The following is a 24,653-nucleotide window of genomic DNA, read 5'->3' as shown; positions in this document are numbered from 1 at the left end:
TGGATCTGGCACAGCACGCAGAAGCAGCGGGCTATCATCGATTTTGGCTTGCCGAGCATCACAACTTTGATGGCATCGCCAGCGCCGCCACTGCCGTGTGCATTGGCCACGTTGCCGGTGGCACCAGCACCATTCGGGTGGGTGCTGGCGGCGTAATGCTCCCCAATCATTCGCCCCTTGTGATCGCCGAACAGTTTGGCACCCTTGCAACACTGTATCCGGACCGCATCGATCTGGGTCTTGGCCGTGCGCCGGGCACAGACCAAAACACCATGCGAGCAATGCGGCGCAGTGCGAACTCGTCGGATCAATTTCCCCAGGATGTGATGGAGGTACAGGCCTTGTTAGGTCCACCGCAAGATGGTCAGTCGTTGCATGCCATCCCCGGTGAAAACACCAACGTGCCGCTGTGGATACTCGGATCCAGCCTCTTCGGAGCACAGCTCGCCGCCATGCTCGGATTGCCCTATGCCTTTGCGTCACATTTCGCCCCCCAAGCCTTGCATCAGGCCATAAAAATCTACCGCGAGCGCTTCGAACCATCCGCGCAACTTGCCAAACCCCAGGTAATGGTCAGCTGCAACGCAATCGTTGCGGACACCGAGGACGAGGCAAAGCGACTATTCACCTCATCACAGCAAACCTTTACCCGTATGGTGCGCGGTGGCCGAGGAAAACTACCTCCGCCTATCGACGACATCGAAACGTTCTGGTCCAGCACCGAGAAAGCTCAAGTCTCGTCAATGTTGGCATGCTCGTTTTACGGATCTCCCGATACGATTCGCGCAAAGATTCAACCCTTAGTAGACGCAACGGATGCTGACGAGCTCATGGTCTCTGCCGCAGTTTGGGATCACAGTGCTCGGGTACGCTCCTTTGAGCTACTTGCTCAAGCGATGGGGCAAGCCGCTGAACCTGCGGCACTAAAATCCGCGTGAGCAAATCAGACCCCATCAAATGGCCAAAGCTCTTTGCGGAATCCGCCGCGATTGTCGCCAGTATTCTCCTCGCGTTCGCTATCGATGCATGGTGGGACGAACGGAAAGAACGACGCTATGAGCAAGAGACCGTATTGGGACTCAAAGCAGAGTATGAAGAACACTACAAAGACATTAGCTGGCAGATAGACTTTCACGAACAGCTTCTTGGGGGTATTACCACATTGCTCCAGGCTTGCTCTGTGGGCAGCTTTGAAGAAACAGGGGTACGCATCGACGACGCCGTCTGGGCCTCACTGGTGCCCGTAACTACCGACCTCGGGTCCAGTGTTCGCGACTCATTGATTAACTCTGGACGCATCGAAATCATCAGCAATATTGAGCTACGCAAGAAGCTCGCCGATTGGGACAGATACGTTGATGAATTAACAGATACGCAGTTGGATAGCGCTGATCTCGTGAGGGACCAACTCATGCCCTACTACGCGAAGCACGGAATAGGGCTAGCCCATGGGAATACCGACAAGGATGGCACTCCTTGGCCCATAGCAACAAAACCCTCAAACCCGGAGTCCGAAGCTTTCGCGCTGCTATTCAGAGATCGAGCCTACTGTACGACCCTTGAGTTTCGCTATGCGAACATGAACCATACTTTAGATGAGTATAGGTACGTTTTAGAGGCAATCGAAGAAATACAAAGTTTGCTCGAAGAGCCATAGTTAGGGAGAAGCCCATGAGCTACATCGACGGTTACTTAATCGCAGTTCCGACAGCGAACAAACAGGCCTACATTGATTTCGCAAAGTCCAGCGATAGCATATTTGTGGAAATGGGTGCCACGCGAGTCGTTCAGTGCTGGGGTGACGACGTGCCGGAAGGGAGCGTCACTGATATGCGAAAAGCGGTTCACGCGGAAGCAGAAGAATCCATCGTATTCGCCTGGGTCGAATGGCCCGACAAAGACTCTCGTGAAGCGGCAATGGCAAAAATGATGGCTGACGATTTCGAAGATGATCGACTGGACTCTCAAAAGAACCCGATGCCCTTCGATGGCAGCCGTCTTATCTATGGTGGATTTCAGCAGATCGTGGAACTATGAAGGCAGCAAGTAGCGAGCGGACTGAGAGTTAACGACGCGGCATGACGAAAGAACAAACATTTTTCTGGATCCAGCTAGTCAGTGTTGCAGCATTATTGATTGGTGTCGTGCTGGTCGTGGTGCAACTTCAGCAAAATGAAGAGCTTTTACGATTTCAACTGGCGACAGATTTACGCGCGAATCGAGACAGCCTCAGAACAGCGACCTTAGGTGAGGATTATTCGTCGACACTGGCCAAGCTCAACAACGTCGACACGCTGAATCCGGCAGAGCTCCAGCAGTTCAGCGCTCACGCCTTTTCTGTGTATTACGAGCTAAGCCATCGATGGCAACTCTTTGATGAGGGTATTTTTGTCGGCGATTGGACACGCTGGTTGTTAGATGACAGATGCCTTCTCTTTAACAACCCTACAGGCCAGGCGTGGCTAAACTGGATGACAGAGGTCACTGAGGGCGACGACATTATCGAGCAGATTCGCAAGGACTTGCCCCTATGTGGCGTTTCTTTTAGCGAGTTTATTGAGAACAACACCTAGGTCCTCAGCAATTGATGTCCGTCAGCGCAAAGGCTCAGCACAAACACAACAACAAGGGCTAACCCATGAACCGAAGACGCTTTATCGCTCAGAGTGCCGCTCTGCTTACTCTCGGAGTACAAAACAACGTCTCGCTTGCGAAGTCCTTCGCAGCAAGTCTTCCTTCGCGAATCACAGACCTTGATGCTACTGAACTTTCTTTGGCCATACGAATGAAACTGCTGAGCTGTGAAGAAGTCATGGCCGCGTATCTACAGCACATTCATCGCTACAACCCGATTTACAATGCGATCGTCGCGCTCCAAGAAGACGACCTACTGTTAGAGGCGGCACGGAGGGCCGACCAGGAGCTTGCGCAGGGTATCTATCACGGGTGGATGCACGGTATGCCTCACGCGATAAAAGACCTCGAAGCAGTTAAAGGCATGCCCGTAAGCTATGGATCCCCGCTGTTTAAAGACAACGTAGCCGAGGCAGATGACCCCCTCCCAGCGAGTATTCGTCGCGCGGGTGCTATCTTTATCGGAAAAACCAATACACCGGAGTTTGGACTGGGTTCGCAATCCTACAATCCTGTTTATGGCGCAACGGGAAGCGCCTGGAACCCGGAGCTAACCGCGGGTGGCTCCAGCGGCGGTGCGGCATCGGGTTTAGGTACTCACATGCTGCCCGTGGCCGACGGCAGCGACATGATGGGTTCTCTTCGCAATCCGGGAGCGTTTAACAATGTTATCGGGTTTAGGCCCAGCGCGGGGTTAATGGGAAGCGGCAATGTCTTTACTCGTGATCTGGCCACGACAGGGCCCATGGGACGCAACACTCGCGATGCCGTGCGTCTGCTCAATACCATCATGCCGAAGCCCGAGCTCGACGCCCCCCAAGCTTTGTGGTCCGCTGCAAAAAACGTCGCGGCGCCGGCTCTCCTCAAACTTGAGGGTCTTAAGCTGGCTTGGTTAGGCGACTTCGATGGCTATCTTGCTATGGAGTCTGGCGTTCTCCCCTTATGTGAGTCTGCGCTTTCAAACGTCACGGATGCCGGCGCAACAGTCGAGGCAGTAACACCGCAGTTCGATATGGCTGATCTTTGGGACTGTTGGTTGACGCTTCGCAATCTGTCGCGTGTGGGCATGCGGGAGTGGTACGAGAACCCACAAAAGCGGCCACTCCTCAAACCCGAATTACAGTGGGAGATAGAGCAGTCCTATACTTTGACCGCAGAGGATATAAGCAGAGCCAAGGCAACGCGGTCGCGCTGGTATAGCGAACTCCAACGCTTGTTTGAAGCTTACGATTTTCTGCTATTACCCAGTGCGCAGGTTTTTCCCTTCGACAAGAATGTACATTGGCCTGCGACAGTAGGCGGACGGAAAATGGATACCTACCATCGTTGGATGGAGGTGGTCATTCCGGGCAGTATCCCCGGTCTACCCGTTGCAAACCTACCCGCAGGATTTGATGGCCAAAGACGGCCCATGGGCATTCAGGTGATGGGGCCGTACGGCGGCGACGGTAAAGTCCTTGGCTTCGCTGCCGCCTACGAGGGCATTACCGATTTCCTTGTCCAGCGCCCGGTACTTGTGGAGCGTTAATAACGAGGCGCTGTAAGTAGCTAAATACTCAAAGGCCTTTTCGTTCCTAGCGAGACAAACCTGCAAGAGGCCATGAGGGAATCTCGCCGCAGCCCAGGTCTTGATACTCGCGAGTATCAAACTGTTCACTCAGTCCATTGTTATCCAGGAACAAATCAACGTAGAGCGCGCAGCGCAGGCGCTCTGGCAGCCTTGTCTCTTGGGAGAGGCGCTGCTTAACATCCTCAACGGTGACGCTAATAGTCTCCGAACGGACGCCCTCACCTTCGTTGCCATCGAGGAGCATTAGATTGGGTTGCCGAGCACTCCAGACAGGCCAGGCCGGCTGCGACGCACTTCTTCCACTGCCTGGTCGCCCGTTATAGGCAAAACCTGCCCAGTAATCTCGCATTGTGCTGCCCAGAGCTTCGCGATCACCCGTGTTACCGACGTGAAAAACTCCCGGCACAATGCGACTGATGAGGGGGCCAAACAAGAAGTCCAGCTCAAGGGCATGGGTTGCACCAAGCAACTCAGGGAGATCCACAAGCCAGTTTTTGCGCATGTTGTCCCAGTCAAATCGATAAGCAAACAGCGCAGTATCTGGACTGCTAGCACTTATCAAAGACAGTGGGAGGTCCACCCCGGTCGCCTTCCAGGCATCACTGTGATACCGGTTCAGCAGTTCATAACGCTCAGGGTCATCTACCTGAGGAATAACGCCGAACAGGTTCGAGGTGTGACGACCCGAAAGAACAAGAAACAGCTTCATCTCATCGAGGTTTCCGCCGATCATCAACGGCATTTGATTCCAACGAGATGCGTCACTGAATATCTCTGTAAGAGGCTCTTTTGGCAACACAACGCCATCGCGAAACAGTGCCGGTGCACGGTACATACCGCCGGCCGTGGCAAGAGGCGCCATGATATCTGCAGTCCTCAAGCCTCTAAGAAAACTGGCAAGTTCCGTTGCTGACATTTGATCAAGCATCGCCGTTTCACTTCGGGCTTCATCTTGCTCAAGCCATGCCGAGGCCAGCGCATGGGATCCGTTAGGATGACCCGGCTGAGGACTCGAACTTGGCTTTTCTGCGCGGGCGCGAGTGAAGGTGCCAGGAAACCCACTCTGAATAATCGCGCCGTGAAAAAGGTTTTTGGCTAAGGGAGAGGCCAAAAGACCATAGATGTTCCGACCACCCGCAGACTCACCAAACACCGTGACGCGGGAAGGGTCGCCACCAAAATTTTCGATGTTGTCCTGAACCCACTGCAGAGCTGCAATCATGTCTAGCAATGCAAAGTTGCCCGAAGCATCTACCGCCGATGCGCCTTCGCGTAAGGCTGCGTGGCTAAACCAACCGAGCGCACCCAAGCGATAGTTGAGGGTGACCATGAGCACCCCTTGCTCCTGTACAAACGCCGAGCTCTCGTAGGGAATGGACGATCCAATGGTATTTCCACCACCGTGAATAAACACCATGACAGGCAAGGCCGCGTTCGCTTCCACGCCGCCGGGAGCAAATACGTTGAGAGAGAGACAGTCCTCGCTACCGATGAGAGTTCCGGGATCGGCAGAGGACGCAGACAAGCGACTTGCAAACTGCGGGCACACCTCCCCATAAGCGAGACTTTCCCGAGCTCTTAACCACGGCTGGGCCGGAGCCGGTGCTCGCCATCGCCGCTCGCCCTCGGGAGCGGCGGCGTAGGGTATTCCCAGCCAAACCTGCGCGCCGGGCGAACTTATTCCACCGACTACCGGACCGGCGTCCGTATCGCGCAAAGTGCTCATATCGGCGACCAACGTAAGCGGGCCTTTGTCGACATCCTGGCGGTTCATAAAAAGTCCGCCAACGATAAGCGCCATACCCGTAATCAAAACTAGCCAACGCATTGCTTGTTCCTCCTTTGCGCTACTGTAACGCTAGGCGCGCCTGCTTTGAACAAGTACTCCCTTGGCTGTCCGCACAATCTCTAGCAATCTCGGTGGTGTACCATTGCGCGCCCAACTGATTGCGTTGCTCCTAATCCTGTTTGGCAGAGCGCAACACAAGAAGCACTACCCCGTTAACAGTTCATCTACGGAGCCCGAACAAACATGAAAATTGGCATCCTCAGCGGCAGTCATCGAAACGATTCCCAGAGCGAGAAGATTGCCCGCTACGCAGCAGCGCAGTTAGAGAAGCAAGGTCTTTGCGATGAGACTTATCTTTTCTCTCTCGCAGACAACCCCTTGCCCTTCTGGGACGAGGGCCTTTGGACCGGAGATCCCAAGTGGGAAGAGGCTATCGGTGAACTACGTTCAGAACTGAACAGCTGCGACGGGTTTATTGTCGTGACACCGGAGTGGCATGGCATGGTGCCCTCGGGACTCAAAAATCTGTTTCTACTGTTTCCCGGCACCGGTGAGCTCGCTCACAAGCCCGCTCTTATTGTGTCTGTGTCAGGTGGGGCTGGCGGCGGCGCTTACCCGGTCGCTGAACTACGTATGAGTAGCTATAAGAACAGCCGGATCTGCTATCTGCCCGAGCACTTAATAGTGCGCAATGCGGGAAAGGTGTTTAACGAAGACAGTGCTGAGAATGACGACAGTCAGCATGACTACCTAAACGCGCGCCTCACTTACTGTCTGGAAATGCTGGGGGAGTACACCCGGGCGTTTCAGCAAATCCGAGCGAGTGGTAAAACGTCTCTGGAGAACTACAGCAACGGAATGTAGGTAATGTAGCGGGAAGATCCCGCCGCGGTTCGCGGCGGGAGTTTTGATCAGGAGTCCGAGCTCGCCACCTGCATAGCAGCGCGTTCTTTCTCTATAAGGAAGTCAGCAATTTTCAGCATGTTTGCCTGACCGCCGGCCTTGCGCGTGGTAATACGGTATTTTCCGGCAACCATAATCTCAGGAGTCCCTGTGATTTTTGCGGCGCGGGCTCGGGCATTTGCCTGCCGAGTCTGACTGCCAACGCCAAAAGAGTTGTAGGCCTTGGAAAAGTCCTCAGCAGAAACTCCATTCGCTTCGAACAAATCTGCAAGCTCGCTTTCGCTAGCCAAACGCTTGCGATCAACATTCAGGGCCTGAAACAGCGGCATGTGCATCTTATCCAGAACGCCTAGGGCTTCAGCGGCATAGAATGCTTTTGCGTGGATCTCCATGGGCGCGTTCCACATAGCGGGAGAGCCTTTCAAAACAACGTCGTCCGAAAGGCTTTTTTTCCATTGGGCCAGCTGAGGCTCAAAGTTGTAGCAGTGTCCGCAGCCGTACCAGAAAAACTCCGTAACCTCGATTTTGTCTGAGCTACTGCGAATAGCCGGGGAAATAACATCATAGTGCTCGCCGGCGACATAGTTGCCATCTTGGGCCTGAGCCGTAAAGGCGCTGAACTGCAACGCGAGCATGGCGATGGCTGCCAGACAAATACGCTTGTACATGGGGTTCTCCAGATTTCTTTGGTGATTACATAATAGGACAGGCATCCTAACGAAAAGTTCGCTGTTTTGGCAGCGCTCCAAGACTGCGGATACTCTTTAGCTGGACCATTCCGGGGCATCGCTGTGGAGTGGCCGGGCTGGGTGTCGCCAGCTTGGTGCCGCCAAGCCCGCAATCACCGGGAACCGAACTCTCCGCGCTGGCCCCCAATAGGTAGACTCAAGATCAGTAGTCAGATCTGCAGCGTCCTGGTCTGAAAACGCCATGGATGTGGCTTTGTGCGCTGTGCCCTTGAGCAGTGCTGCGGTTCGCGCCAGAGACAATCGTGCAGAAAGAGCTGTGCCAGTCTCACGACGCACACGCAGAGCTCGCAGCACAGCTGCCGCCATAAGGTAACCGGTGGCATGATCGAGCGCCTGAACAGGAAGCGGGGTAGGTGTTTTTCCATCACCACGTATCATGCCCTCGTGAACGATGCCGCTACTCATCTGTACAAGGCTGTCGTACCCCCGGCGCGTCGCCCAAGGGCCTGTCCAGCCATAGGCTGAGAGAGCTACATCAATGAGTGCTGGATTAATCGCTCGCCGTCGTTCAGCGCCCAAGTCGAGGCCCTCAAGCGCATCCGATCGATATCCATGTACAAATACGTCTGCACTCGCCAGTAACTTTTCGAAACACCGCTTATCGGCTGATGCCCTGAGGTTCAAGGTGGTCATTCGTTTACCCAGCGTTACCTCGGGCACTATATTCGCTTCGTCCCACCCCGGAGGATCGACTCGTAAAACCTCCGCTCCGTAGCCAGCGAGCAGGCGGGTACAAACAGGCCCGGCGAGAACACGAGTGCAATCCAAAACTCGCAAGCCCTTTAACGGAAGGCTCTCGGCACCGAAACTCGGGGCCGGCGCAGAGCTCTCTCCCGCAATCCAGGCAATAAGGGGCTCCTCTTGGCTAGCCACTCCCTGAGGGTGGGCGTCCCACTCCTCCTTGCTTCGAAGTGCCGCTGCACAACCCCCATTAGCAATAATCTCACGCTCGAGGTCTTCCGCCGTCCACTGAGAAACGCGCGCTGCAACATCCTCGCGTAAGCCTTCGCAAGAGAGCACGTCCAGGGCTGCGTGGCGATGGTGCGGCGCATTGGTGTGTAACCGTATCCAACGATCTTTGGCGCGATAGAGTCCTGCGATCGCATCCCATACAGGAGGCATCTCCCAGCCCTGTGGTCGAATGCTCATATCAAACCAGAGCGAGGCCAATCGTCGGCTTATTACAACTTGCTGATCAGATGGTCGGCAAGCTAACGCTGCCAGTTCAGCGCAGGCGGCCCCAATGCTTGCAACGGCGAGACCAGTAACGTCAAAGCAAGAAGGAAGTGCGGCAAAATCGTCATCACCCGTCACTGTGCTGGTGGATGAATCGACAGGGAAAAGCGCATCATTGATAGCTGCAAAGAGATCAACATCGTTTCTGTCGGTTTGCACGGCTGCTTACTCCAGAATTATGGGCAGACGATGCGGAGGCGTCTGAATAATGGTTTTTGCGTTCTTTACAACGAAAAACGGCCCGCAATGCGGACCGTTATCGAATGCACTGTAGCGTGCCTTAAAGCATCTGATCTATCCGCGTCTAAATGCTCTACTGCAAGCCCGACACGTAGGCAGCAACTGCCTCTATTTCCATGTCAGAAAGCCCGAAAGCGTTGCTACGCATGATCTTGGTATCTCCACCCGTTACACGACCGGTAGGATCCTCGTAGCCTTTGCGATACGCCCTTAGCTGCGCCGCAACATAGTCGGCGTGCTGACCACCGAGGGCTGGAAAGCCTGCAGGTGCGTTGCCTGTACCACGAGCACCGTGGCACGCGATGCAAGCGGCGACATTTCGATCCGCAACTCCGGCGCGATATACCTTCTCGCCCAGGGCTACCAGCGCGGGGTCAGCTTTTTCGACGCCGCGGGGCTTGCTGCTGAAGTACGCAGCGATATCTGCGAGATCCTGGTCGGACATATTGTCGACCTGCCCAGCCATCTGCGCTACGGGACGCACACCATCACGGATGTATTGCGTTTGCTTCAACAGATACTTTTCGCCCAAGCCTGCGAGCTTTGGAAACATAGGGACCATGCTATTACCGTCGGCGCCATGACAGGCTCCACAGGCAACGGCCTTCTGTTCACCGGCAACGGGGTCACCCTTAAGGATGTCCGCAGCCTGGACATTCACCGTGCTAAACACTGCGCCAAAAATGAACGCTCTGAGAACAAGCAGCTTTTTCATAACTTCAGAATCCCTACTCTTTTTTGCCCGCTGATTATTCAGCAGCAGTCGACATGTACTTGATCAGTTCCATGTACTCTTCATCCGAACAGTCAAAGCACATCCCCATGGGTGGCATAGCGTTAAGACCATTCTTTACGGAGGCTAGCAGCGCATCCATGCCCTTTGCCAAACGTGGCTCCCAAGCAGCGCTGTCGCCAATCTTGGGGGCACCAGCTACGCCAGCTGCGTGACATACGGAGCAGCTCTTGCCGTACTTTTCCATATTAGGTTCTGCCTGAGCAGCCATAGCAAATACCGCTACCGCAGCGGCCAAAATGACTTTCTTCACGGTAAACACCTCCCAGTGGTTTATTCGGTCACCCTTACCCAGCCCTGTCTGTGGGCACGTTAACTTAACGGTAAAAGACAACTCATAAATCGTGCCCCCTATACGAAGGGCGCGCTATTATACTCAAGATGGATACCCCAACAAATCACCAAAATGAGCAAGTTTTGGACGAACCCGTGAGCAAGCCGGCCTATCGCAAGGCCGAGTTCCTAACCAGTGCCGCAAAAGTAAGCCAGTGTCCCGACGACAATGGCTGGGAAGTCGCGTTCGCAGGACGCTCAAACGCGGGAAAAAGCAGTGCAATTAACAGTTTGACGCAAAACCACAAGCTGGCCCGAACATCCAAAACGCCGGGCCGAACCCAGCTCATCAATTTTTTTTCCGTAGGTGAGCAACAGCGCATAGTAGATCTTCCGGGCTACGGATATGCCAAAGTACCGCAAAAACTCAAACAAGAGTGGACCAAACAGATGGAGGCCTACCTCCAGGAGCGGCAAAGCCTCCGCGGGCTGGTTTTGCTGTCAGATTGCCGTCACCCGCTACAGCCCTTCGACCAGCAAATGCTCGGATGGGCCGCAGAAGCCGATATGCCTGTGCATATGCTCCTAACAAAGTGCGACAAATTGTCTAAAGGGGCCGGTAAACAAACACTTTTAAAAGTCAGAGGCAAAGTCGCACACCTCGGGGAACTCGTAAGCTGCCAGTTGTTTTCGGCGCTTAAGCACCAGGGGCACGGTGAGTTAATCGCCACGCTTGATAAATGGCTGACTGATACTTCGGTGTTTGATGACGAACCTGACGATTAGCTCTTAATCGCTCACAACCAGCGTGACACTCTCGCGAACCAGCAGCCAATAAGGTCCACTTCCCGAAAAGACTTGGGTGATCGGTGCGTGGACCTTATTGGCTGCTGATTCGCTGACATCCTGCATAGTGAGCGAGCGCGTGGCTGTATCGCGAAGCGTGGAAGCGCAAGCAGCGAGCGGTGCAGCCACGTGATTGCTCACGGCCCTGCGCGAGCAGCGCAAATATCAGCAAGTTAGGGTGGTTTTCAGCGAATTGCAGGCAAAAAAAGGCCCGGTTGCAAAACGAGGAGAAAAGCAACCGGGCAGTCAGGGTCTCTCAAGGGGAATGGACGCTGGAAACCATGCTAACCAGCGTCCTTGAACAATGCACTTCACCTCATTGTCACGATAAGTTTGAGGCTCAGTTATGACAAAAGTTCCGAAAGTACAAAAAAAGTTTTAGTGCGCCTCATCCCAATTGGCACCGCGACCGGCTTCCACCAGCAAAGGGACCGCAAGATCCGCGGCTGCCGACATCTGGCGGCAAAGCTCGTCACACACGGAATCAAGCTGCGAATCGGCAACCTCTAACACCAACTCGTCGTGAACTTGCATGATCATCCGCGCATCGACGCTATCTTCGTCGATCCACCGATCAACTGAAATCATCGCGCGCTTGATGATATCAGCGGCTGTTCCCTGCATCGGCGCATTAATCGCCGTTCGTTCGGCGGCCTGCTGTCGCATTTTATTGCGCACATTAATTTCGGGTAGGTACAGCCGACGGCCAAACAAGGTTTCTACATAACCTTGCTCGTGCGCGAGGGCTCGGGTGTTGTCCATATACTCACGAACGCCTGGGTAACGCTCAAAGTAAACATCAATGTAACGCTGGGCTTCTCCGCGATCCAGATGCAGCTGACGGGCGAGGCCGAAGGCTGACATACCGTAGATCAAGCCAAAATTGATCGCCTTGGCTTTTCGGCGCTGCTCCCCGGACACGGAGTCCAAAGAAACACCAAAAACCTCTGCAGCAGTGGCACTGTGCACGTCCAGGTTCTCCCTGAACGCCGCCAGCAAACCGGGATCCTCTGACAGGTGAGCCATAATCCGCAGCTCAATTTGTGAGTAATCCGCTGCGACGACCTGATAGCCCTCCGCAGCAATAAACGCCTGACGGATCCGCCTGCCTTCTTCAGTTCGAATGGGAATGTTCTGGAGGTTAGGATCCGATGACGACAAACGCCCCGTAGCAGTGACCGCCTGATGGTAAGAGGTGTGAATGCGTCCGGTGCGAGGATTGATCATCCCCGGCAGCTTGTCGGTGTAGGTCGACTTGAGTTTGGAGAGTCCGCGGTGCTCTATGAGCAACTTCGGCAGCGGATAATCCAGGGCCAGCTCCTGAAGGACCTCTTCTGCCGTGGAAGGTGCGCCTTTTGGGGTCTTTTTAAGGATCGGCAGTTCCAGCTTCTCAAAGAGAATCTGACCGAGCTGTTTTGGAGAACCAAGATTGAACACCTGACCGGCTAGATTATGGGCTTCTTCTTCTAATGCCTGAAGGCGTCCCCCTAACTCGCGACTCTGCTCCCAAAGGCGCTCTTCATCCAGCAGCGCACCTGTCCGCTCCATCCGCGACAGCACCGGCACCAAAGGAAGCTCAATATCATTAAATACGCTTTGCAGACCTGCATTTTCCTGAAGCTTTGGCCACAAGGTTTCATGCAAAGCGAGGGTAACCTCCGCGTCCTCTGCAGCGTAGGGAGCTGCTTGCTCGATCCCCACCTGATCAAAGCTTATCTGTTTGGCGCCTTTACCGGCCACATCTTCAAAGTGGGTCGTGCTGCGCCCAAGATACTTGAGTGCAAGGCTGTCCATGTCATGGCGTGATCCCGTGGAATCGAGAACATAGGACTCAAGCATGGTGTCAAAGGCTATGCCCTGCATCTCGATACCATGGCGAGCCAACACACTGGCATCATATTTAAGGTTCTGCCCAAGCTTGGCGCAGGCAGGGTCTTCCAACAAAGGTTTCAGGGCCGCTAACACGGCATCGCGATCAAGCTGTGCCGGGGCGCCGGGATAGCTGTGAGCTAAGGGCACGTAGGCTGCCTCACCGCGCTCTACAGCAAAGGACACACCAACGATGTCCGCTTCCATGTAGTTGAGACTGGTCGTCTCCGTGTCGAAGGCAAACAGAGGCGCGGATGATAACCGCGCTATCCATTCATCCAACGTCGCCTGATCAAACACCGTCACATAGTGCTGCTCACGGGTATCCGGCTCTACCGGCGTATCGTTATCGTCTAGCGCAGCCCCTTCAAGCTCATCTATCCAGCCCTTGAATTCGAGATCCCGGAAAAGCTCCAGAAGCGCTGCATTGTCCGGCGTCGCGTTCGCAAGCTCGGCATATGCCAGCGGCAGCTCCAAATCCGTAGCGATCGTTGCGAGTGTGTAAGACAGGTAAGCATTGTCTCGCTCTTTCTCGAGCTTGGCGGCCATAGTTTTGGCGCCGCGAAACGACAAGGTTTCTACCTTATCAAGAGAATCGTAAATTTGATCAAGGCTACCTAGCCCCTGAAGGAGGCCCAAGGCCGTTTTCTCTCCGACTCCAGGAACCCCGGGAATGTTGTCGACCTTGTCGCCCATCAGCGCAAGGAGATCGATAATCAACTCAGGGGGAATACCGAATTTATCCACAACGCCCTGAGGGTCCATGACCGTATCGTTCATGGTGTTCACCAGGGTGACTCGCTCGTTTACGAGCTGCGCCATATCTTTGTCACCGGTGGACACAATAACCGAGCAACCTGCGTCACCCGCTTGCTTAGCTAGGGTGCCAATCACGTCGTCGGCCTCTACTCCCGGCTCGCAAAGCAAAGGCAATCCCATTCCCCGAACAATGTCGTGAATGGGCTGGACCTGCTCCCGAAGATCATCGGGCATAGAGGGTCGGTTGGCTTTGTATTCGGGGTAAATGTCGTCGCGGAAGGTTTTCCCCTTTGCATCAAATACCACGGCAATCGTGCTTTCAGGGTAGTCTTTTTGCAGCCGACGGAGCATGTTGATAACGCCCTTGACCGCGCCGGTTGCCGAGCCTTTCGAATTCGTCAGCGGTGGAAGTGCGTGGTAAGCGCGGTAAAGATAGGAAGAGCCGTCAACCAGAACCAGGGGTTTCGTGTCGCTCATATCGTCGTGTGGCTCCTGTTCATGTCAGGCCTATCAATGATCCCAAATATAGCGTGCCGCGCGGTAGGTAACTTTCATTTTCGCGAGATCAAGGGGTGCTTTAAAAAACCCATGATAATGCCCGCGAGGATTAATAAGGACTACATTCGCACTATGGTCTACCTGATAGTCATCACCTTGACCCGGTACCTTGCGAAACGGTGTATTCAGTGCCGTAGCAAACCGAAACAAATCCAGAAACTCGCCGGTTACGCCGGTGAAGTCGTCATTGAAGTAAGGCACATAGCTTGCCAGCTGCTCCACTGTATCTCGTGCGGGGTCCACGCTGACCATTACCACAGCGGTATCTTTGGCCTCAGTGCCTTCAAGCTGGCCTACAAACTGATCCAAAAACGCCATAGTAGTGGGACAAACGTCAGGGCAGTAAGTAAATCCAAAAAATACCAGCGTCCACTGATCTTTGAGTGAATCCTGTGTGAAAGACTCTCCGCGATGGTCTGTTAGGGCAAAGTCACCAAAATCCCGAGGCGGGTCCATCAAATACAAGCCATTCGCCTGCAGCTCACCATCAGACATCAAGCGCGGTTGGCCAATACGATGAATAAAACCCGCAACCACGATGAGCATGAAGGTTAGAACTAAAGCTATGGTCAGCCGTATCCCCCGGCGCTGGCGTTTATCCTGATCGGTGGTCATACGGGGTAGGCCGGCACGGGAAGCAAATAATGATCAAGAAGCATAATCAGGAACAACAACATGAGATAGGTGATGGAGTACTTAAAAGCATAGATCGGCGCTTTGGGGTTTTTCTCTCGCCAAATCTCGATTGACCAGTAAAAAAAACGCAGACCCAGAACCACAGCACCCGCAAGATACAGCCAGCTGCTCATGCGCGTTGCAAAGGGCATGAGCGTAATCAAAAACATGATGATGGTGTAAAGGATGATATGCAGCTGCGTGAAACGCACCCCGTGGGTGACTGGCAGCATAGGGATATCCACTAGTGCGTACTCCTCGCGGCGATGTATCGCCAACGCCCAAAAGTGCGGTGGCGTCCAGGCAAAGATGATCAAAACCAGCAACAGGGCATGTCCGCTAACTTCGCCGGTAACTGCGGTCCAGCCAAGCAACGGTGGCGCCGCTCCTGCCAAACCACCAATGACGATATTCTGCGGCGTCGCCCTCTTTAGAAACAATGTGTAGATAAATGCGTAGCCCACCAAAGAAGCAAAGGTCAGCCAGGCGGTCAGGGCATTAATCCAAATCAGCAAAATAGCCATGCCGGCGACGCCCAGTGCCAGGGCAAAGATGATCGCATTGCGATTGCTCACTCGCCCCTTGGCCAGCGGACGGTTGCGAGTGCGCGCCATCCGCTGATCAATGCGCTGATCAACAACATGGTTGACGGCCGCCGCCGCCGCTGCACAAAAAGCGATACCCAGATTGCCCAGAATCAGTACATCGATGGGCACCCAACCGGGCACTGCCATAAACATACCAATCACAGAAGTGAGGATCAGTAAGGCCACGACCCCTGGCTTAGTGAGCTCCTTGTAATCCCGCCATGTCGCGCGGGAGTCTTGAGCCTCGTTGGATGCCGTAGCTGACTCAGCCATTGGAATTCTTCATCAGGAATTTAAGATCAGAGATGACATCCTTGTAACTCACGGACTGGTCGTAGCGCATCATCACCCATCCGGCGGGGTCCATAACGTACCAACTATCAGGGTAATCAGCATACTCGGGGAACATGTCAGCAAACTTGCTTTCAGTCGTATGCCACAGAGTCATGCCTCTTTGCTCGCGCTCCACGTAAGCTGCGAAATCGTCTGGAAGAGGTCGCTGGTCACTCAATGCCTCCACCGTAAGAACAACATTAGCTAGAGCCGCGTCCGTGATCATTAATCGTTCAGCCCTGCCCAGCTCTTTGCCCAGCGCCATATGAATCTGACGAACTTCATACAGACGTTTTTCGCAAGCAACATCGCAGCTGCCTCCACGCTGGGGAATAACCAGTGTCCACTTAGGATCATTGCCCACGGCAAAAGTCTCGCCTTGAGCATCTTGCCAGCCGGCCTCCGTAGCCTGTCTTGGAGGCTGTACCAGCTGCCCGCGATTAGAGGTTCCTAGGGCACCGACCAAATCTAACTGACCATTCGCCACGAAGTACCACATCCAGCTCGCTGCAAGAACGACAATCACCGGTATACCGGCAATCAGCAAGAGGGTCATACGACCATTACCTGGTTGCGGCTGTGTTGTAGCATCTGAGGGATTTTGGCTGTCTACGCGGTTCACGCGCTCATTACTCCTTAATGGTCCGAAGTGTTTTCTTCCGCGGAACCCGTGTCCGAGGAAGAGCCTAAAGACTTCTCTGGGGGACGGCCCGTCCGACCCAAACTCAAAACATTACTGCTACGAATGACAAAGAACACCAGTAAAGCGGCGGCCATGGTAAACCATTGCACAGCATAACCCTGGTGTTTTTCCGGAGACACATTCACTACCGGCCAATCTCTGCGAAAACCGGTGGGCTCTTGGGCAAGCAGGCGCAACTCAGTGGCAAGGAGACTACCTGACAGATCGGCACGCAGTATTTTTCGCAATGCGGGTGAGGACACGGTTTGCACCAACAACGGCCATTCCAGAGAATTGAACTGGTCCTCAGCGAGGAGGTAAGGCTCTCCCGGCGGCACATAGGCAGAAGTGCTCAAGGTAAACTGTCCCATAGGTACTTCTACCTGTGGAACACTCCGTCTTGATGCGTCCCCCGGCACCCAGCCGCGATTCAACAGAACGTGCTGCCCGCTATCTTGATCATAAAAGACCCCGTAAACATCGTGACCATAACGTCCGTCCCGTATCTGGTTGTCCAATAGGATCACTGCGTCGGGCACGTACTCTCCGCTTACGGTGACTGCACGATATGCCCGTTCCTCCGTAGGCATCTCGATGAGAGACGCTACGTCGATTGGGGCAGCGATCGCCCGTTGGCTTTCGCTCAGCGCAAGCTCAGACTTTTCCTGGGCCCGATCCAGCTGCCAAAACCCCAATGCAATAAGGCCGGGAAACAACAATGCCGTGGTCAAAGTGGTGCGCCACTCAAGATCAAGCTTAAAGGCCGTCATGGGGCACAGCTCCGCAAAACCAAAGCACACGACGCTCCGTTATACTGTGGGTTTGGCTTAAACAAGGTACCAGCTGTGCTGAAATTCTTGATCGTGCTTTTCATGGTGATGCTGGTGGGCAGCCTCGTTAGTGGTGCGTACTTCCTGATGGTGGATCAGGGAGACAAAACAAAACGCCGTACACACACGTCATTGGGTGTACGACTGGGGCTGGCAATAGGTTTAATGGGTTTGATTATCTTTGGCGTTGCAACAGGACAACTTGGTCATCGCAACCCCTGGGACAGCGGCCCCCAAGGGGCCGCGATGCCTACTCAGCAGCAGTAGGTTTAATCAGAGGATGTAAACGAACAGGAACAGGAATACCCAAACTACGTCGACAAAGTGCCAGTACCAGCTCGACGCTTCAAAACCAAAGTGATCGCCGGCGGTAAAGTGTCCGCCTCGCAGGGAACGCATGAGCTGGATTGCCAGCATGGTCATTCCCATAAACACGTGAAATCCGTGGAATCCGGTCAGCATAAAGAAGGTGGATCCATAGATACCTGAGTTCAACGTCAGGCCAAAGTGCGCGTAAGCCTCGTAATACTCAGCAATCTGCAGGATGACGAAGAGCACACCCAAGGCAACCGTACCGGCCAGCCACAAGTTAAACTTCTTCTTGTCGCCATTCAGAAGACCCGTGTGCGCAATGTGCACGGTCACTGAAGAAGACAGCAGGATGATGGTGTTCCACAAAGGCAGCCAGGCATACCAGTGGTGGGCTTCAGCAAAAGACATGCTCTGCTTGGCGCTGGCAAAGGAGCCATTGTTCGCGATCAGCTGATCCGCAGCACCGCCCACAGCTTCCTGAGGTGTCTGCATCATGGGCCAGCTCATCTGAAAGCCCTCCCAGAGCAGGTAGTTCATTCGTCCGCCTTCACCTTCAGCGGCCAACCAGGGTCCCGCCAGATTGCGAACATAAAACAGGACACCAAAAAATGCTGCGAAAAACATCACTTCTGAAAAGATGAACCAGTACATACCCAGCACATAAGACTTCTTGAGCTGGCCACTAGCCATGCCTGCGATATTTTCGCGAATAGTCGTGCGGAACCATACAAACAAGGTCGCTGCAAAGACGAACAGACCACAGTAAAGAATAGTGGGGGAGGCTTCGCCTGCCTCACCGAAAGTCAGTTGATTAATAAAGTTGGCCGCACCAAAAACGCTGAGAACAAGGCCGATAGTCGCCATAACAGCGAGTGGGCTTTTCTCCGGTACGTAATACTTTTCGTAATCCGTGGAGGTCTGGCTTGTCATTGAATTTTCTCTCCAGTTAAACCGTCGGTCCCCCTGACCGACAGCCGTTAGCGTGCAGCAACGGCGCCCTGCGCCATATCTGTCACGTCAAACAAGGTATAGGACAATGTGATTGTCTTAATATCGCTTGGCAGCTCACGGTCAATAATAAACTGCAAAGGCATTTCTGCCGAGCTGCGCCCATCCAGCGGTTGCTGGTTAAAGCAAAAACACTCTGTCTTGTGGAAGTACTCTGCTGCACGCGACGGCGAAACACTCGGTATTGCCTGTGCAACCATCGCCTGAGGCAAAGGGTTGCGGGCCAGGAAAACCGTGTCGTTCGACGCGCCAGGATTCACACGCATCATGGTGCTCGATGGCCGAAACTCCCAGGGCATCCCGTCGTTGTTAGTGGCAACAAACTGAATGGTGATTTCCCGGCTCTCGTCCACGCCCGCCTGTACAGCAGTGTAAACCTCACCCGAAGTCTTGCCGTTGATACCGAGAGCGTCACAAAGCACGTTATAAAGCGGCACCATAACGACGAAAACAAACGCAAACATAGCCACCGCTACCGTCACCAACTTGATGACGGTATCGATGGAAGGGTTGTTGCTTATTCGCATCATTCGAAAAGCTTACTCGACTCTAGTCCAGTGCTGCTTAAGAGTGCGCGTGCGCTGGATCGAGCGTCGGTGGCACTTCAAAGGTGTGATACGGCGCAGGTGTTGCTACCGTCCACTCAAGACCTTCGGCACCATCCCACACTTTCTCATCACTCACAGGCTTGCCCGCGACAATCGTTGCAACAACGTTGTAGAGGAACAGGATCTGCGATCCGCCGTAAATAAACGCACCAATAGAAGACATCATATTGAAGTCCGCAAACTGCAGGGCGTAATCCGGAATACGACGAGGCATTCCCGCAAGACCAACGAAGTGCTGTGGGAAGAAGGTGATGTTGAAGCCGATGAACGAAATCCAGAAGTGGGTTTTACCCATGGTCTCGTTGTACATCTTGCCGCACCACTTGGGCAGCCAGTAGTAAACCGCCGCCGACATGGAAAATACCGCACCCGCAACCATCACGTAGTGAAAGTGAGCAACAACAAAATAGCTGTCGTGATACTGGAAGTCCGCCGGAGCGATAGACAGCATCAAACCAGTGAATCCACCAATGGTGAATAGCACCAGGAAGCCAATGGAGAACAGCATGGGTGTCTCAAAGGACAGGGCGCCACGCCACATTGTGCTAACCCAGTTAAAGACCTTCACACCGGTAGGTACCGCGATGAGCATCGTCGCATACATAAAGAACAGCTCACCAGCGACAGGCATACCAACGGTGTACATGTGGTGTGCCCAAACGATGAACGACAGAAAGGCAATCGCTGCGGTGGCATACACCATGGAGTCGTAGCCAAAAAGCGGCTTGCGGCTAAAGGCTGGAATGATCTGAGAGACCACACCAAACGCTGGCAAGATGATGATGTATACCTCTGGGTGTCCGAAGAACCAGAAGATGTGCTGGAACAAGACGGGATCACCACCACCGGCTGCCGAGAAGAAGCTGGTGCCAAAGTGGATGTCCATGAGCATCATCGTCACCGCTCCGGCCAGTACAGGCATCACCGCCACTAGCAAGAAGGCAGTAATCAGCCACGTCCAAACGAACAGTGGCATCTTCATGTAGCTCATGCCGGGAGCGCGCATGTTCATTACCGTCGCGATAATGTTGATCGAACCCATAATGGAAGACAGACCAAGGATGTGGATCGCGAAGATAAAGAAAGTTACTGAAGGTGCGGCGTAAGTTGTTGAAAGCGGAGCGTAAAAAGTCCAACCAAAGGCCGGTGCACCACCTTCCATGAACAGTGTAGAAGCCAGCATCAGGAACGCAGGAGGAAGAATCCAGAAGCTCCAGTTGTTCATGCGTGGCAGCGCCATATCAGGTGCGCCGATCATCATGGGAATCAACCAGTTTGCCAGGCCCACAAAGGAGGGCATGATCGCGCCGAACACCATCACGAGGCCGTGAAGGGTCGTCATCTGGTTAAAAAACGCCGGCTCGACAAGTTGCATCCCGGGCTGGAAAAGCTCAGCGCGAATAATCATCGCGAAAGCGCCACCCAAAATGAACATTGCGAAGGAGAACCACAGGTACATCGTGCCGATGTCCTTGTGATTCGTGGTAAACAGCCAGCGGCTGATTCCTTTAGCGGGTCCGTGTGCCATCGTTAATACTCCCCTCAACCCTTCTTGTAATTGAATACATCAATGGGCTGAACCATATCGCCCATGTTGTTACCGAATGCGTTGCGCTGGTAGGTGATTACCGCCGCCATCTCAACGTCATTAATCTGGCCACCAAATGCCTGCATAGCTGACCCAGCGACACCGTTAATACCGATGTTCAGGTGCTGACCGAGCTCGCCAGTAGCTACCGCTGACCCGGCAATCGCGTTACCCACGCCGCCTTCGCCGTTAGCGCCATGACAAGCGAGACAGGCGCGAGCGTAAACAGCCTTGCCGCGCTCCATAAGCTCGTCCATGGTGAAGGTCTGTGCCATGAGTTCACGCACCTGAGCAGCTTCTTGCTGCTTATCGCTTTGCCACTGGGCGTACTCTTCCTGGCTGACAACTTTAACGACGATGGGCATAAAGCCGTGATCTTTTCCGCAAAGCTCCGCGCACTGACCGCGGTAGATGCCTTCTTCTTCAGCGAGGGTCCATGTTTCGTTGATGAACCCGGGTACCGCGTCTTTCTTAACCGCTAACTCAGGAACCCACCAGGCGTGAATCACATCGTTCGCTGTAACCAAAAACCGCACCTTGGTGTTAACGGGAATAACCAGAGGCTCGTCCACTTCAAGGAGGTAGTTCTCGTTTTTATCGGCAGAGTTGTAGATCTCTGACTGCGGAGTCTGCAGGTTACTGAAGAAAGTCACGTTTTCGCCGTCTTCGTTCAGGTACTCATACTTCCACTTCCACTGATAGCCGGTCACCAGAATATCCATCTCGGCGTCTTCAAAGTCATAGATTTCGAGCAAAGTAGATGTTGCAGGCACCGCCATACCGATAAGAATCAGGAACGGCACGACCGTCCAGGCAATCTCGACCTTGGTGCTCTCGTGAAACTGAGCTGGCACCACGCCGCGTGATTTACGGTGGTAGATGATGGAATAGAACATTACGGCGAATACCGCGATACCAATAATCACGCAGATCCACAAAATGATCATGTGCAAGTCAAAGATCGACTGACCCACGGCTGTGACGCCTGGATCCATATTGACTGTGCTTCTCTCTCCCTCAGCCTGTGCAGATGTTGCCATCAAGCTTGTTGCGAGAGTCATTGCCGAAAAAACCGCGGCTGCGCCTAATCTTTGAACAAGAGCTAGCGCTCGGTTGATTGTTCCCTGCATTACCGGGTCTCCATCAATCTATATTTCATCGCGCCTTTTAAGACAGTAATCTCAAAGGCTCCTAAACTGTTTGTCCAGCGAGCTCGGGTACACCTCGCTAGCACACCACAACGCTCAAGAGCTCGTGAAATACGCGCGCCTGAGCAAGTTTCTGCCCGACAAGTCGCACAGAAAGATCTTCGGTATGTTTTGTTTCGCCAGCTGCAAACCGTGTTTCCCCCGGGCTTACATGACTGACGGCGACAGGCTGTTTAGTGTTGTATAACGGTTGTAATAACCGTTGTAATGACTATGGCACTAGGCCACGTCCCCCTGAGGCCCGGTGATTATAGCGAAAGCTTCTCCATAAACCTACTAACGCGCTGATTTACAAGCGATTTGGTAAAAGCCAAAAGGAATCCGTTCTGCCCAGGGAAAAACCCCAAGATGTAGCGATACTCGCAAGCCTGGATGCCAAGATATGGGCGATTGCCTGGCCAGCGATCATTGCAAACATTTCTATTCCTTTGCTGGGCCTCGTCGATGCGGCCCTCCTTGGTCATCTTGACAGCTCCAAACACCTGGCAGCAGTGGCTGTAGGCGGTGCGGTTCTCTCCTTTCTTTATTGGGGTTTCAGCTTCCTGCGCATGGGAACCACCGGGGAAGTGGCTCGAGCAAACGGGGCCAAGGACGAACCACGGGCTTTGCTCGCATTAGCCCGGTCTGCGGTCATCGCCCTGGGTATCGCAGGATTGTTGCTGATCTTTCAGCAGCCTCTGCTCTTCCTGGGGTTTGAGATCATGGGAACGGGGCCTGAGATCAGAGCAACGGCTGACAATTACGCCTCATTGCGGATGCTTAGTGCACCAGCAGTCCTTTTGACCTATACCGCATTTGGCTGGTTCATCGGGCACCAGGATACCCAGTGGCCCATGCGCATATTAATCATCACAAATGTGAGCAATATCGCCCTCGACGCACTTTTTATCATGGGCTTGGGACTCGCGAGCAGTGGTGCTGCCGTGGCTACCGTCATCGCTGAGTATCTCGGCCTTATCATGGTACTGGTGGCTTTAAGAAAACAACTGGCTGGATTTTTGAGCACCGAGCTTTGGACGAAATTGCGGGCCCCAGGCCCTTATCTGGGGCTCCTTCGCAGCAACCTGAACTTGTTTTTTCGAACTCTCAGCCTTTTGTTCGCCTTCGCCTTTTTTACGGCGGCAGGGGAGAAGCTAGGTCCGGAAGTTGTCGCGGCCAACGCGGTAATGATGCAGTTTCTACTCTTTGCTGCTTTCGCAATGGATGGCTTTGCCTACGCGGCCGAGGGCATGGCTGGGGAAGCATTAGGCGGTGGCGACCTCGAGAGATTCTTCCTCGTTAGCCGCCGCTGTGCACTTTGGACTGCAGCGTCCGCCCTGATCATCAGTGCTTTGATACTTCTGGGAAAGCCCTGGCTGTTCCCAATGCTAACCAGCTTGCCCGAAATACTGGCAATCATGCGAGCCCATGGTCTTTGGCTCGTTGCGCTGCCACTAATTGCTGCCCCAAGTTATCTACTGGACGGTTTATTCATTGGTGCAGGCGCCACACGAGCGATGATGGTGACCATGCTATTTAGCGCCTTCGTAGTCTATTTGCCTTGCTGGTACCTGACCACGGGACTGGGGAATCAGGGCTTGTGGTTTTCCTTTGCAGTATTCAATGCAAGCCGTGGAATCACTCTTGCGCTGTATTTTGGGTATTTTACTCGCCGTCACCACTGGCTTGAGAGTCACTCGGATCCAATAGCCTGACTACCTCCGCAGGTGTTTCGACCCGCCGCGCCGAAGCTCTATTCACGCGAGTCTTCACCTCTTCCGGCGCACTGACAGCAGGACGGCCTTCGCGGAAACCACAGGCAACACATTCGCGCTCATCGGTGTCCAAGTCCACGACGATCTTATCCATTTCAGCGCAACGAGGGCAGACAGCCCCTGCAATGAAACGTCTCCGGCTTTGAAAACCGCTCATCTTTTTTTCCTCACTACTCTTTATCCAGCGCGTTTAGAAAACACGGTGGTCGACAACCGCGTTTGCCGCCACAATGGTGCCTTGATGTCCCGACAGATAAGGTTCTTGCGATCATGCACAAGCATTACACCAACTTAAATCTACGCAGCTTCGGGGGTCATACGCCTAAACTCGGGAATCGGGTTCTTATTGACCCCAGCGCCGTAGTCTCGGGCGACGTAGTTCTCGGCGACGATGTATCAGTATGGCCAGGAACCATCATTCGCGGAGATATGCACTCCATCCGCATCGGCGCGAGAACCAGTGTTCAAGACGGTAGCGTACTGCATATCACCCACGCCAGTGACTTTAATCCGGCGGGCTGGCCACTCACCATTGGGGATGAAGTCACCATCGGCCACAACGCGACGCTCCACGGCTGCACTCTGGGAAACCGGATATTAGTCGGTATGGGTGCCGTGGTGATGGATGGCGCGGTCGTAGAGGACAACGTAGTCATTGCTGCCGGCGCACTTGTGACACCGAAAAAACGTTTGGAGAGTGGCTACCTTTATGCCGGTTCTCCGGCCAAGCAGGTACGGAAGCTCAGTGATAAGGAAATGGCTTTCTTTGGCTATAGCGCAGGAAACTACGTGCGTCTAAAAGACCAACACATCGATGAACTTGATGCGCTTTTTGAGGGAAACGGATAG

Annotated in this window: 26 protein-coding genes; 10 read left to right on the top strand and 16 right to left on the bottom strand. The window is 53.9% G+C overall.

Annotation, left to right across the window (positions count from 1 at the left end; translation table 11 throughout):
• The 5 genes from AB8B76_RS07535 to AB8B76_RS07515 form a co-directional block, all read left to right on the top strand.
• Positions 1-938: LLM class flavin-dependent oxidoreductase (locus AB8B76_RS07535; RefSeq protein WP_405271411.1), on the top strand; the 938-nt coding region annotated here is incomplete at its 5' end.
• Positions 935-1,657: a hypothetical protein gene (locus tag AB8B76_RS07530; RefSeq protein ID WP_405271410.1), complete on the top strand. Its 723-nt coding sequence runs from the start codon at positions 935-937 to the stop codon at positions 1,655-1,657. The genes AB8B76_RS07535 and AB8B76_RS07530, both read left to right, overlap by 4 nt.
• Positions 1,658-1,671: 14 nt before the next feature.
• The gene (locus tag AB8B76_RS07525) at positions 1,672-2,037 is read left to right on the top strand and encodes a DUF1428 domain-containing protein (protein WP_405271409.1); all 366 of its coding nucleotides are present in this window, start codon (positions 1,672-1,674) and stop codon (positions 2,035-2,037) included.
• Between the two features lie 41 nt (positions 2,038-2,078).
• Positions 2,079-2,573, top strand: a complete 495-nt coding sequence (locus AB8B76_RS07520; protein WP_405271408.1) for a hypothetical protein — start codon at positions 2,079-2,081, stop codon at positions 2,571-2,573.
• A gap of 65 nt (positions 2,574-2,638) precedes the next feature.
• Positions 2,639-4,162, top strand: a complete 1,524-nt coding sequence (locus AB8B76_RS07515) for an amidase (RefSeq protein WP_405271407.1) — start codon at positions 2,639-2,641, stop codon at positions 4,160-4,162.
• Between the two features lie 46 nt (positions 4,163-4,208).
• Here AB8B76_RS07515 and AB8B76_RS07510 read toward each other — a convergent pair whose 3' ends face one another.
• Entirely contained in the window at positions 4,209-6,032 is a 1,824-nt protein-coding gene (locus AB8B76_RS07510) for a carboxylesterase/lipase family protein (RefSeq protein ID WP_405271406.1), read from the bottom strand.
• 204 nt (positions 6,033-6,236) lie between these two features.
• Between AB8B76_RS07510 and AB8B76_RS07505 the strand changes: the two genes are divergently transcribed.
• Entirely contained in the window at positions 6,237-6,857 is a 621-nt protein-coding gene (locus tag AB8B76_RS07505; protein WP_405271405.1) for an NADPH-dependent FMN reductase, read from the top strand.
• 47 nt (positions 6,858-6,904) lie between these two features.
• Here the strand turns inward: AB8B76_RS07505 and AB8B76_RS07500 are convergent, their stop codons facing one another.
• The 4 genes from AB8B76_RS07500 to AB8B76_RS07485 all read right to left on the bottom strand — a co-directional run bounded on the left by AB8B76_RS07500 (position 6,905) and on the right by AB8B76_RS07485 (position 10,167).
• Positions 6,905-7,564, bottom strand: a complete 660-nt coding sequence (locus AB8B76_RS07500) for a thiol:disulfide interchange protein DsbA/DsbL (RefSeq protein WP_405271404.1) — start codon at positions 7,562-7,564, stop codon at positions 6,905-6,907.
• A gap of 96 nt (positions 7,565-7,660) precedes the next feature.
• Complete coding sequence (locus AB8B76_RS07495; RefSeq protein WP_405271403.1) at positions 7,661-9,040, bottom strand: CoA transferase; 1,380 nt, start codon at positions 9,038-9,040, stop codon at positions 7,661-7,663.
• A 154-nt stretch (positions 9,041-9,194) separates the two neighbouring features.
• Complete coding sequence (locus AB8B76_RS07490) at positions 9,195-9,836, bottom strand: c-type cytochrome (protein WP_405271401.1); 642 nt, start codon at positions 9,834-9,836, stop codon at positions 9,195-9,197.
• A gap of 34 nt (positions 9,837-9,870) precedes the next feature.
• Complete coding sequence (locus tag AB8B76_RS07485; RefSeq protein WP_405271400.1) at positions 9,871-10,167, bottom strand: c-type cytochrome; 297 nt, start codon at positions 10,165-10,167, stop codon at positions 9,871-9,873.
• Positions 10,168-10,343: 176 nt separating this feature from the next.
• Between AB8B76_RS07485 and yihA the strand changes: the two genes are divergently transcribed.
• Complete coding sequence (gene yihA / locus AB8B76_RS07480; protein WP_405271399.1) at positions 10,344-10,973, top strand: ribosome biogenesis GTP-binding protein YihA/YsxC; 630 nt, start codon at positions 10,344-10,346, stop codon at positions 10,971-10,973.
• 3 nt (positions 10,974-10,976) lie between these two features.
• Here the strand turns inward: yihA and AB8B76_RS07475 are convergent, their stop codons facing one another.
• The 6 genes from AB8B76_RS07475 to AB8B76_RS07450 form a co-directional block, all read right to left on the bottom strand.
• Entirely contained in the window at positions 10,977-11,162 is a 186-nt protein-coding gene (locus AB8B76_RS07475) for a hypothetical protein (protein WP_405271398.1), read from the bottom strand.
• Positions 11,163-11,411: 249 nt separating this feature from the next.
• Entirely contained in the window at positions 11,412-14,138 is a 2,727-nt protein-coding gene (polA, locus tag AB8B76_RS07470; RefSeq protein ID WP_405271397.1) for a DNA polymerase I, read from the bottom strand.
• A gap of 33 nt (positions 14,139-14,171) precedes the next feature.
• A complete protein-coding gene (locus AB8B76_RS07465; RefSeq protein ID WP_405271396.1) occupies positions 14,172-14,834 on the bottom strand; it encodes an SCO family protein in 663 nt (220 codons plus the stop codon).
• Complete coding sequence (gene cyoE, locus AB8B76_RS07460) at positions 14,831-15,754, bottom strand: heme o synthase (protein ID WP_405271395.1); 924 nt, start codon at positions 15,752-15,754, stop codon at positions 14,831-14,833. The genes AB8B76_RS07465 and cyoE overlap by 4 nt, the downstream gene beginning before the upstream one ends.
• A complete protein-coding gene (locus AB8B76_RS07455) occupies positions 15,747-16,436 on the bottom strand; it encodes a hypothetical protein (RefSeq protein WP_405271394.1) in 690 nt (229 codons plus the stop codon). Before AB8B76_RS07455 ends, cyoE begins: the two co-directional genes overlap by 8 nt.
• 14 nt (positions 16,437-16,450) lie before the next feature.
• Positions 16,451-17,266 (bottom strand): SURF1 family protein, encoded by an 816-nt coding sequence (locus AB8B76_RS07450; RefSeq protein ID WP_405271393.1) that lies wholly within the window; start codon positions 17,264-17,266, stop codon positions 16,451-16,453.
• 75 nt (positions 17,267-17,341) lie between these two features.
• Here AB8B76_RS07450 and AB8B76_RS07445 point away from each other — a divergent pair, with 75 nt between their 5' ends.
• Positions 17,342-17,593 carry a DUF2909 domain-containing protein gene (locus tag AB8B76_RS07445; RefSeq protein WP_405271392.1) on the top strand — a complete coding sequence of 84 codons (252 nt, stop codon included), beginning with the start codon at positions 17,342-17,344 and terminating at the stop codon, positions 17,591-17,593.
• A gap of 6 nt (positions 17,594-17,599) precedes the next feature.
• Here the strand turns inward: AB8B76_RS07445 and AB8B76_RS07440 are convergent, their stop codons facing one another.
• From AB8B76_RS07440 to coxB, 4 genes are read right to left on the bottom strand one after another with little or no spacing between them, the layout of a single operon-like run.
• A complete protein-coding gene (locus AB8B76_RS07440; RefSeq protein ID WP_405271391.1) occupies positions 17,600-18,568 on the bottom strand; it encodes a cytochrome c oxidase subunit 3 in 969 nt (322 codons plus the stop codon).
• A gap of 47 nt (positions 18,569-18,615) precedes the next feature.
• Positions 18,616-19,176 carry a cytochrome c oxidase assembly protein gene (locus AB8B76_RS07435; RefSeq protein WP_405271390.1) on the bottom strand — a complete coding sequence of 187 codons (561 nt, stop codon included), beginning with the start codon at positions 19,174-19,176 and terminating at the stop codon, positions 18,616-18,618.
• A 34-nt stretch (positions 19,177-19,210) separates the two neighbouring features.
• Positions 19,211-20,782, bottom strand: coding sequence for a cytochrome c oxidase subunit I (ctaD, locus tag AB8B76_RS07430; protein WP_405271389.1), 1,572 nt, complete (start codon positions 20,780-20,782; stop codon positions 19,211-19,213).
• Between the two features lie 14 nt (positions 20,783-20,796).
• Positions 20,797-21,903, bottom strand: a complete 1,107-nt coding sequence (gene coxB, locus AB8B76_RS07425) for a cytochrome c oxidase subunit II (RefSeq protein WP_405271413.1) — start codon at positions 21,901-21,903, stop codon at positions 20,797-20,799.
• 431 nt (positions 21,904-22,334) lie between these two features.
• Between coxB and AB8B76_RS07420 the strand changes: the two genes are divergently transcribed.
• The gene (locus AB8B76_RS07420; protein WP_405271412.1) at positions 22,335-23,744 is read left to right on the top strand and encodes an MATE family efflux transporter; all 1,410 of its coding nucleotides are present in this window, start codon (positions 22,335-22,337) and stop codon (positions 23,742-23,744) included.
• Here the strand turns inward: AB8B76_RS07420 and AB8B76_RS07415 are convergent.
• Positions 23,695-23,961 carry a YheV family putative metal-binding protein gene (locus tag AB8B76_RS07415; RefSeq protein ID WP_405271388.1) on the bottom strand — a complete coding sequence of 89 codons (267 nt, stop codon included), beginning with the start codon at positions 23,959-23,961 and terminating at the stop codon, positions 23,695-23,697. The two genes, AB8B76_RS07420 and AB8B76_RS07415, sit on opposite strands and share 50 nt — an antisense overlap.
• A gap of 113 nt (positions 23,962-24,074) precedes the next feature.
• Here AB8B76_RS07415 and AB8B76_RS07410 point away from each other — a divergent pair, with 113 nt between their 5' ends.
• Positions 24,075-24,653: a gamma carbonic anhydrase family protein gene (locus tag AB8B76_RS07410; protein WP_405271387.1), complete on the top strand. Its 579-nt coding sequence runs from the start codon at positions 24,075-24,077 to the stop codon at positions 24,651-24,653.

Origin of the sequence: Congregibacter sp. (assembly GCF_045107095.1) — a bacterium.
Classification (GTDB): domain Bacteria; phylum Pseudomonadota; class Gammaproteobacteria; order Pseudomonadales; family Halieaceae; genus Congregibacter.
This window is presented reverse-complemented; position numbering and strand designations above follow the sequence as displayed.

Bases quoted from the DNA above. Each gene is read 5' to 3' on its own strand.
- AB8B76_RS07525 (WP_405271409.1), top strand. From the start codon at position 1,672: ATGAGCTACATCGACGGTTACTTAATCGCAGTTCCGACAGCGAACAAA.
- AB8B76_RS07520 (WP_405271408.1), top strand. From the start codon at position 2,079: ATGACGAAAGAACAAACATTTTTCTGGATCCAGCTAGTCAGTGTTGCA.
- AB8B76_RS07515 (WP_405271407.1), top strand. From the start codon at position 2,639: ATGAACCGAAGACGCTTTATCGCTCAGAGTGCCGCTCTGCTTACTCTC.
- AB8B76_RS07510 (WP_405271406.1), bottom strand. From the start codon at position 6,032: ATGCGTTGGCTAGTTTTGATTACGGGTATGGCGCTTATCGTTGGCGGA.
- AB8B76_RS07505 (WP_405271405.1), top strand. From the start codon at position 6,237: ATGAAAATTGGCATCCTCAGCGGCAGTCATCGAAACGATTCCCAGAGC.
- AB8B76_RS07500 (WP_405271404.1), bottom strand. From the start codon at position 7,564: ATGTACAAGCGTATTTGTCTGGCAGCCATCGCCATGCTCGCGTTGCAG.
- AB8B76_RS07490 (WP_405271401.1), bottom strand. From the start codon at position 9,836: ATGAAAAAGCTGCTTGTTCTCAGAGCGTTCATTTTTGGCGCAGTGTTT.
- polA (WP_405271397.1), bottom strand. From the start codon at position 14,138: ATGAGCGACACGAAACCCCTGGTTCTGGTTGACGGCTCTTCCTATCTT.
- AB8B76_RS07465 (WP_405271396.1), bottom strand. From the start codon at position 14,834: ATGACCACCGATCAGGATAAACGCCAGCGCCGGGGGATACGGCTGACC.
- cyoE (WP_405271395.1), bottom strand. From the start codon at position 15,754: ATGGCTGAGTCAGCTACGGCATCCAACGAGGCTCAAGACTCCCGCGCG.
- AB8B76_RS07450 (WP_405271393.1), bottom strand. From the start codon at position 17,266: ATGACGGCCTTTAAGCTTGATCTTGAGTGGCGCACCACTTTGACCACG.
- AB8B76_RS07440 (WP_405271391.1), bottom strand. From the start codon at position 18,568: ATGACAAGCCAGACCTCCACGGATTACGAAAAGTATTACGTACCGGAG.
- AB8B76_RS07435 (WP_405271390.1), bottom strand. From the start codon at position 19,176: ATGATGCGAATAAGCAACAACCCTTCCATCGATACCGTCATCAAGTTG.
- ctaD (WP_405271389.1), bottom strand. From the start codon at position 20,782: ATGGCACACGGACCCGCTAAAGGAATCAGCCGCTGGCTGTTTACCACG.
- coxB (WP_405271413.1), bottom strand. From the start codon at position 21,903: ATGACTCTCGCAACAAGCTTGATGGCAACATCTGCACAGGCTGAGGGA.
- AB8B76_RS07415 (WP_405271388.1), bottom strand. From the start codon at position 23,961: ATGAGCGGTTTTCAAAGCCGGAGACGTTTCATTGCAGGGGCTGTCTGC.
- AB8B76_RS07410 (WP_405271387.1), top strand. From the start codon at position 24,075: ATGCACAAGCATTACACCAACTTAAATCTACGCAGCTTCGGGGGTCAT.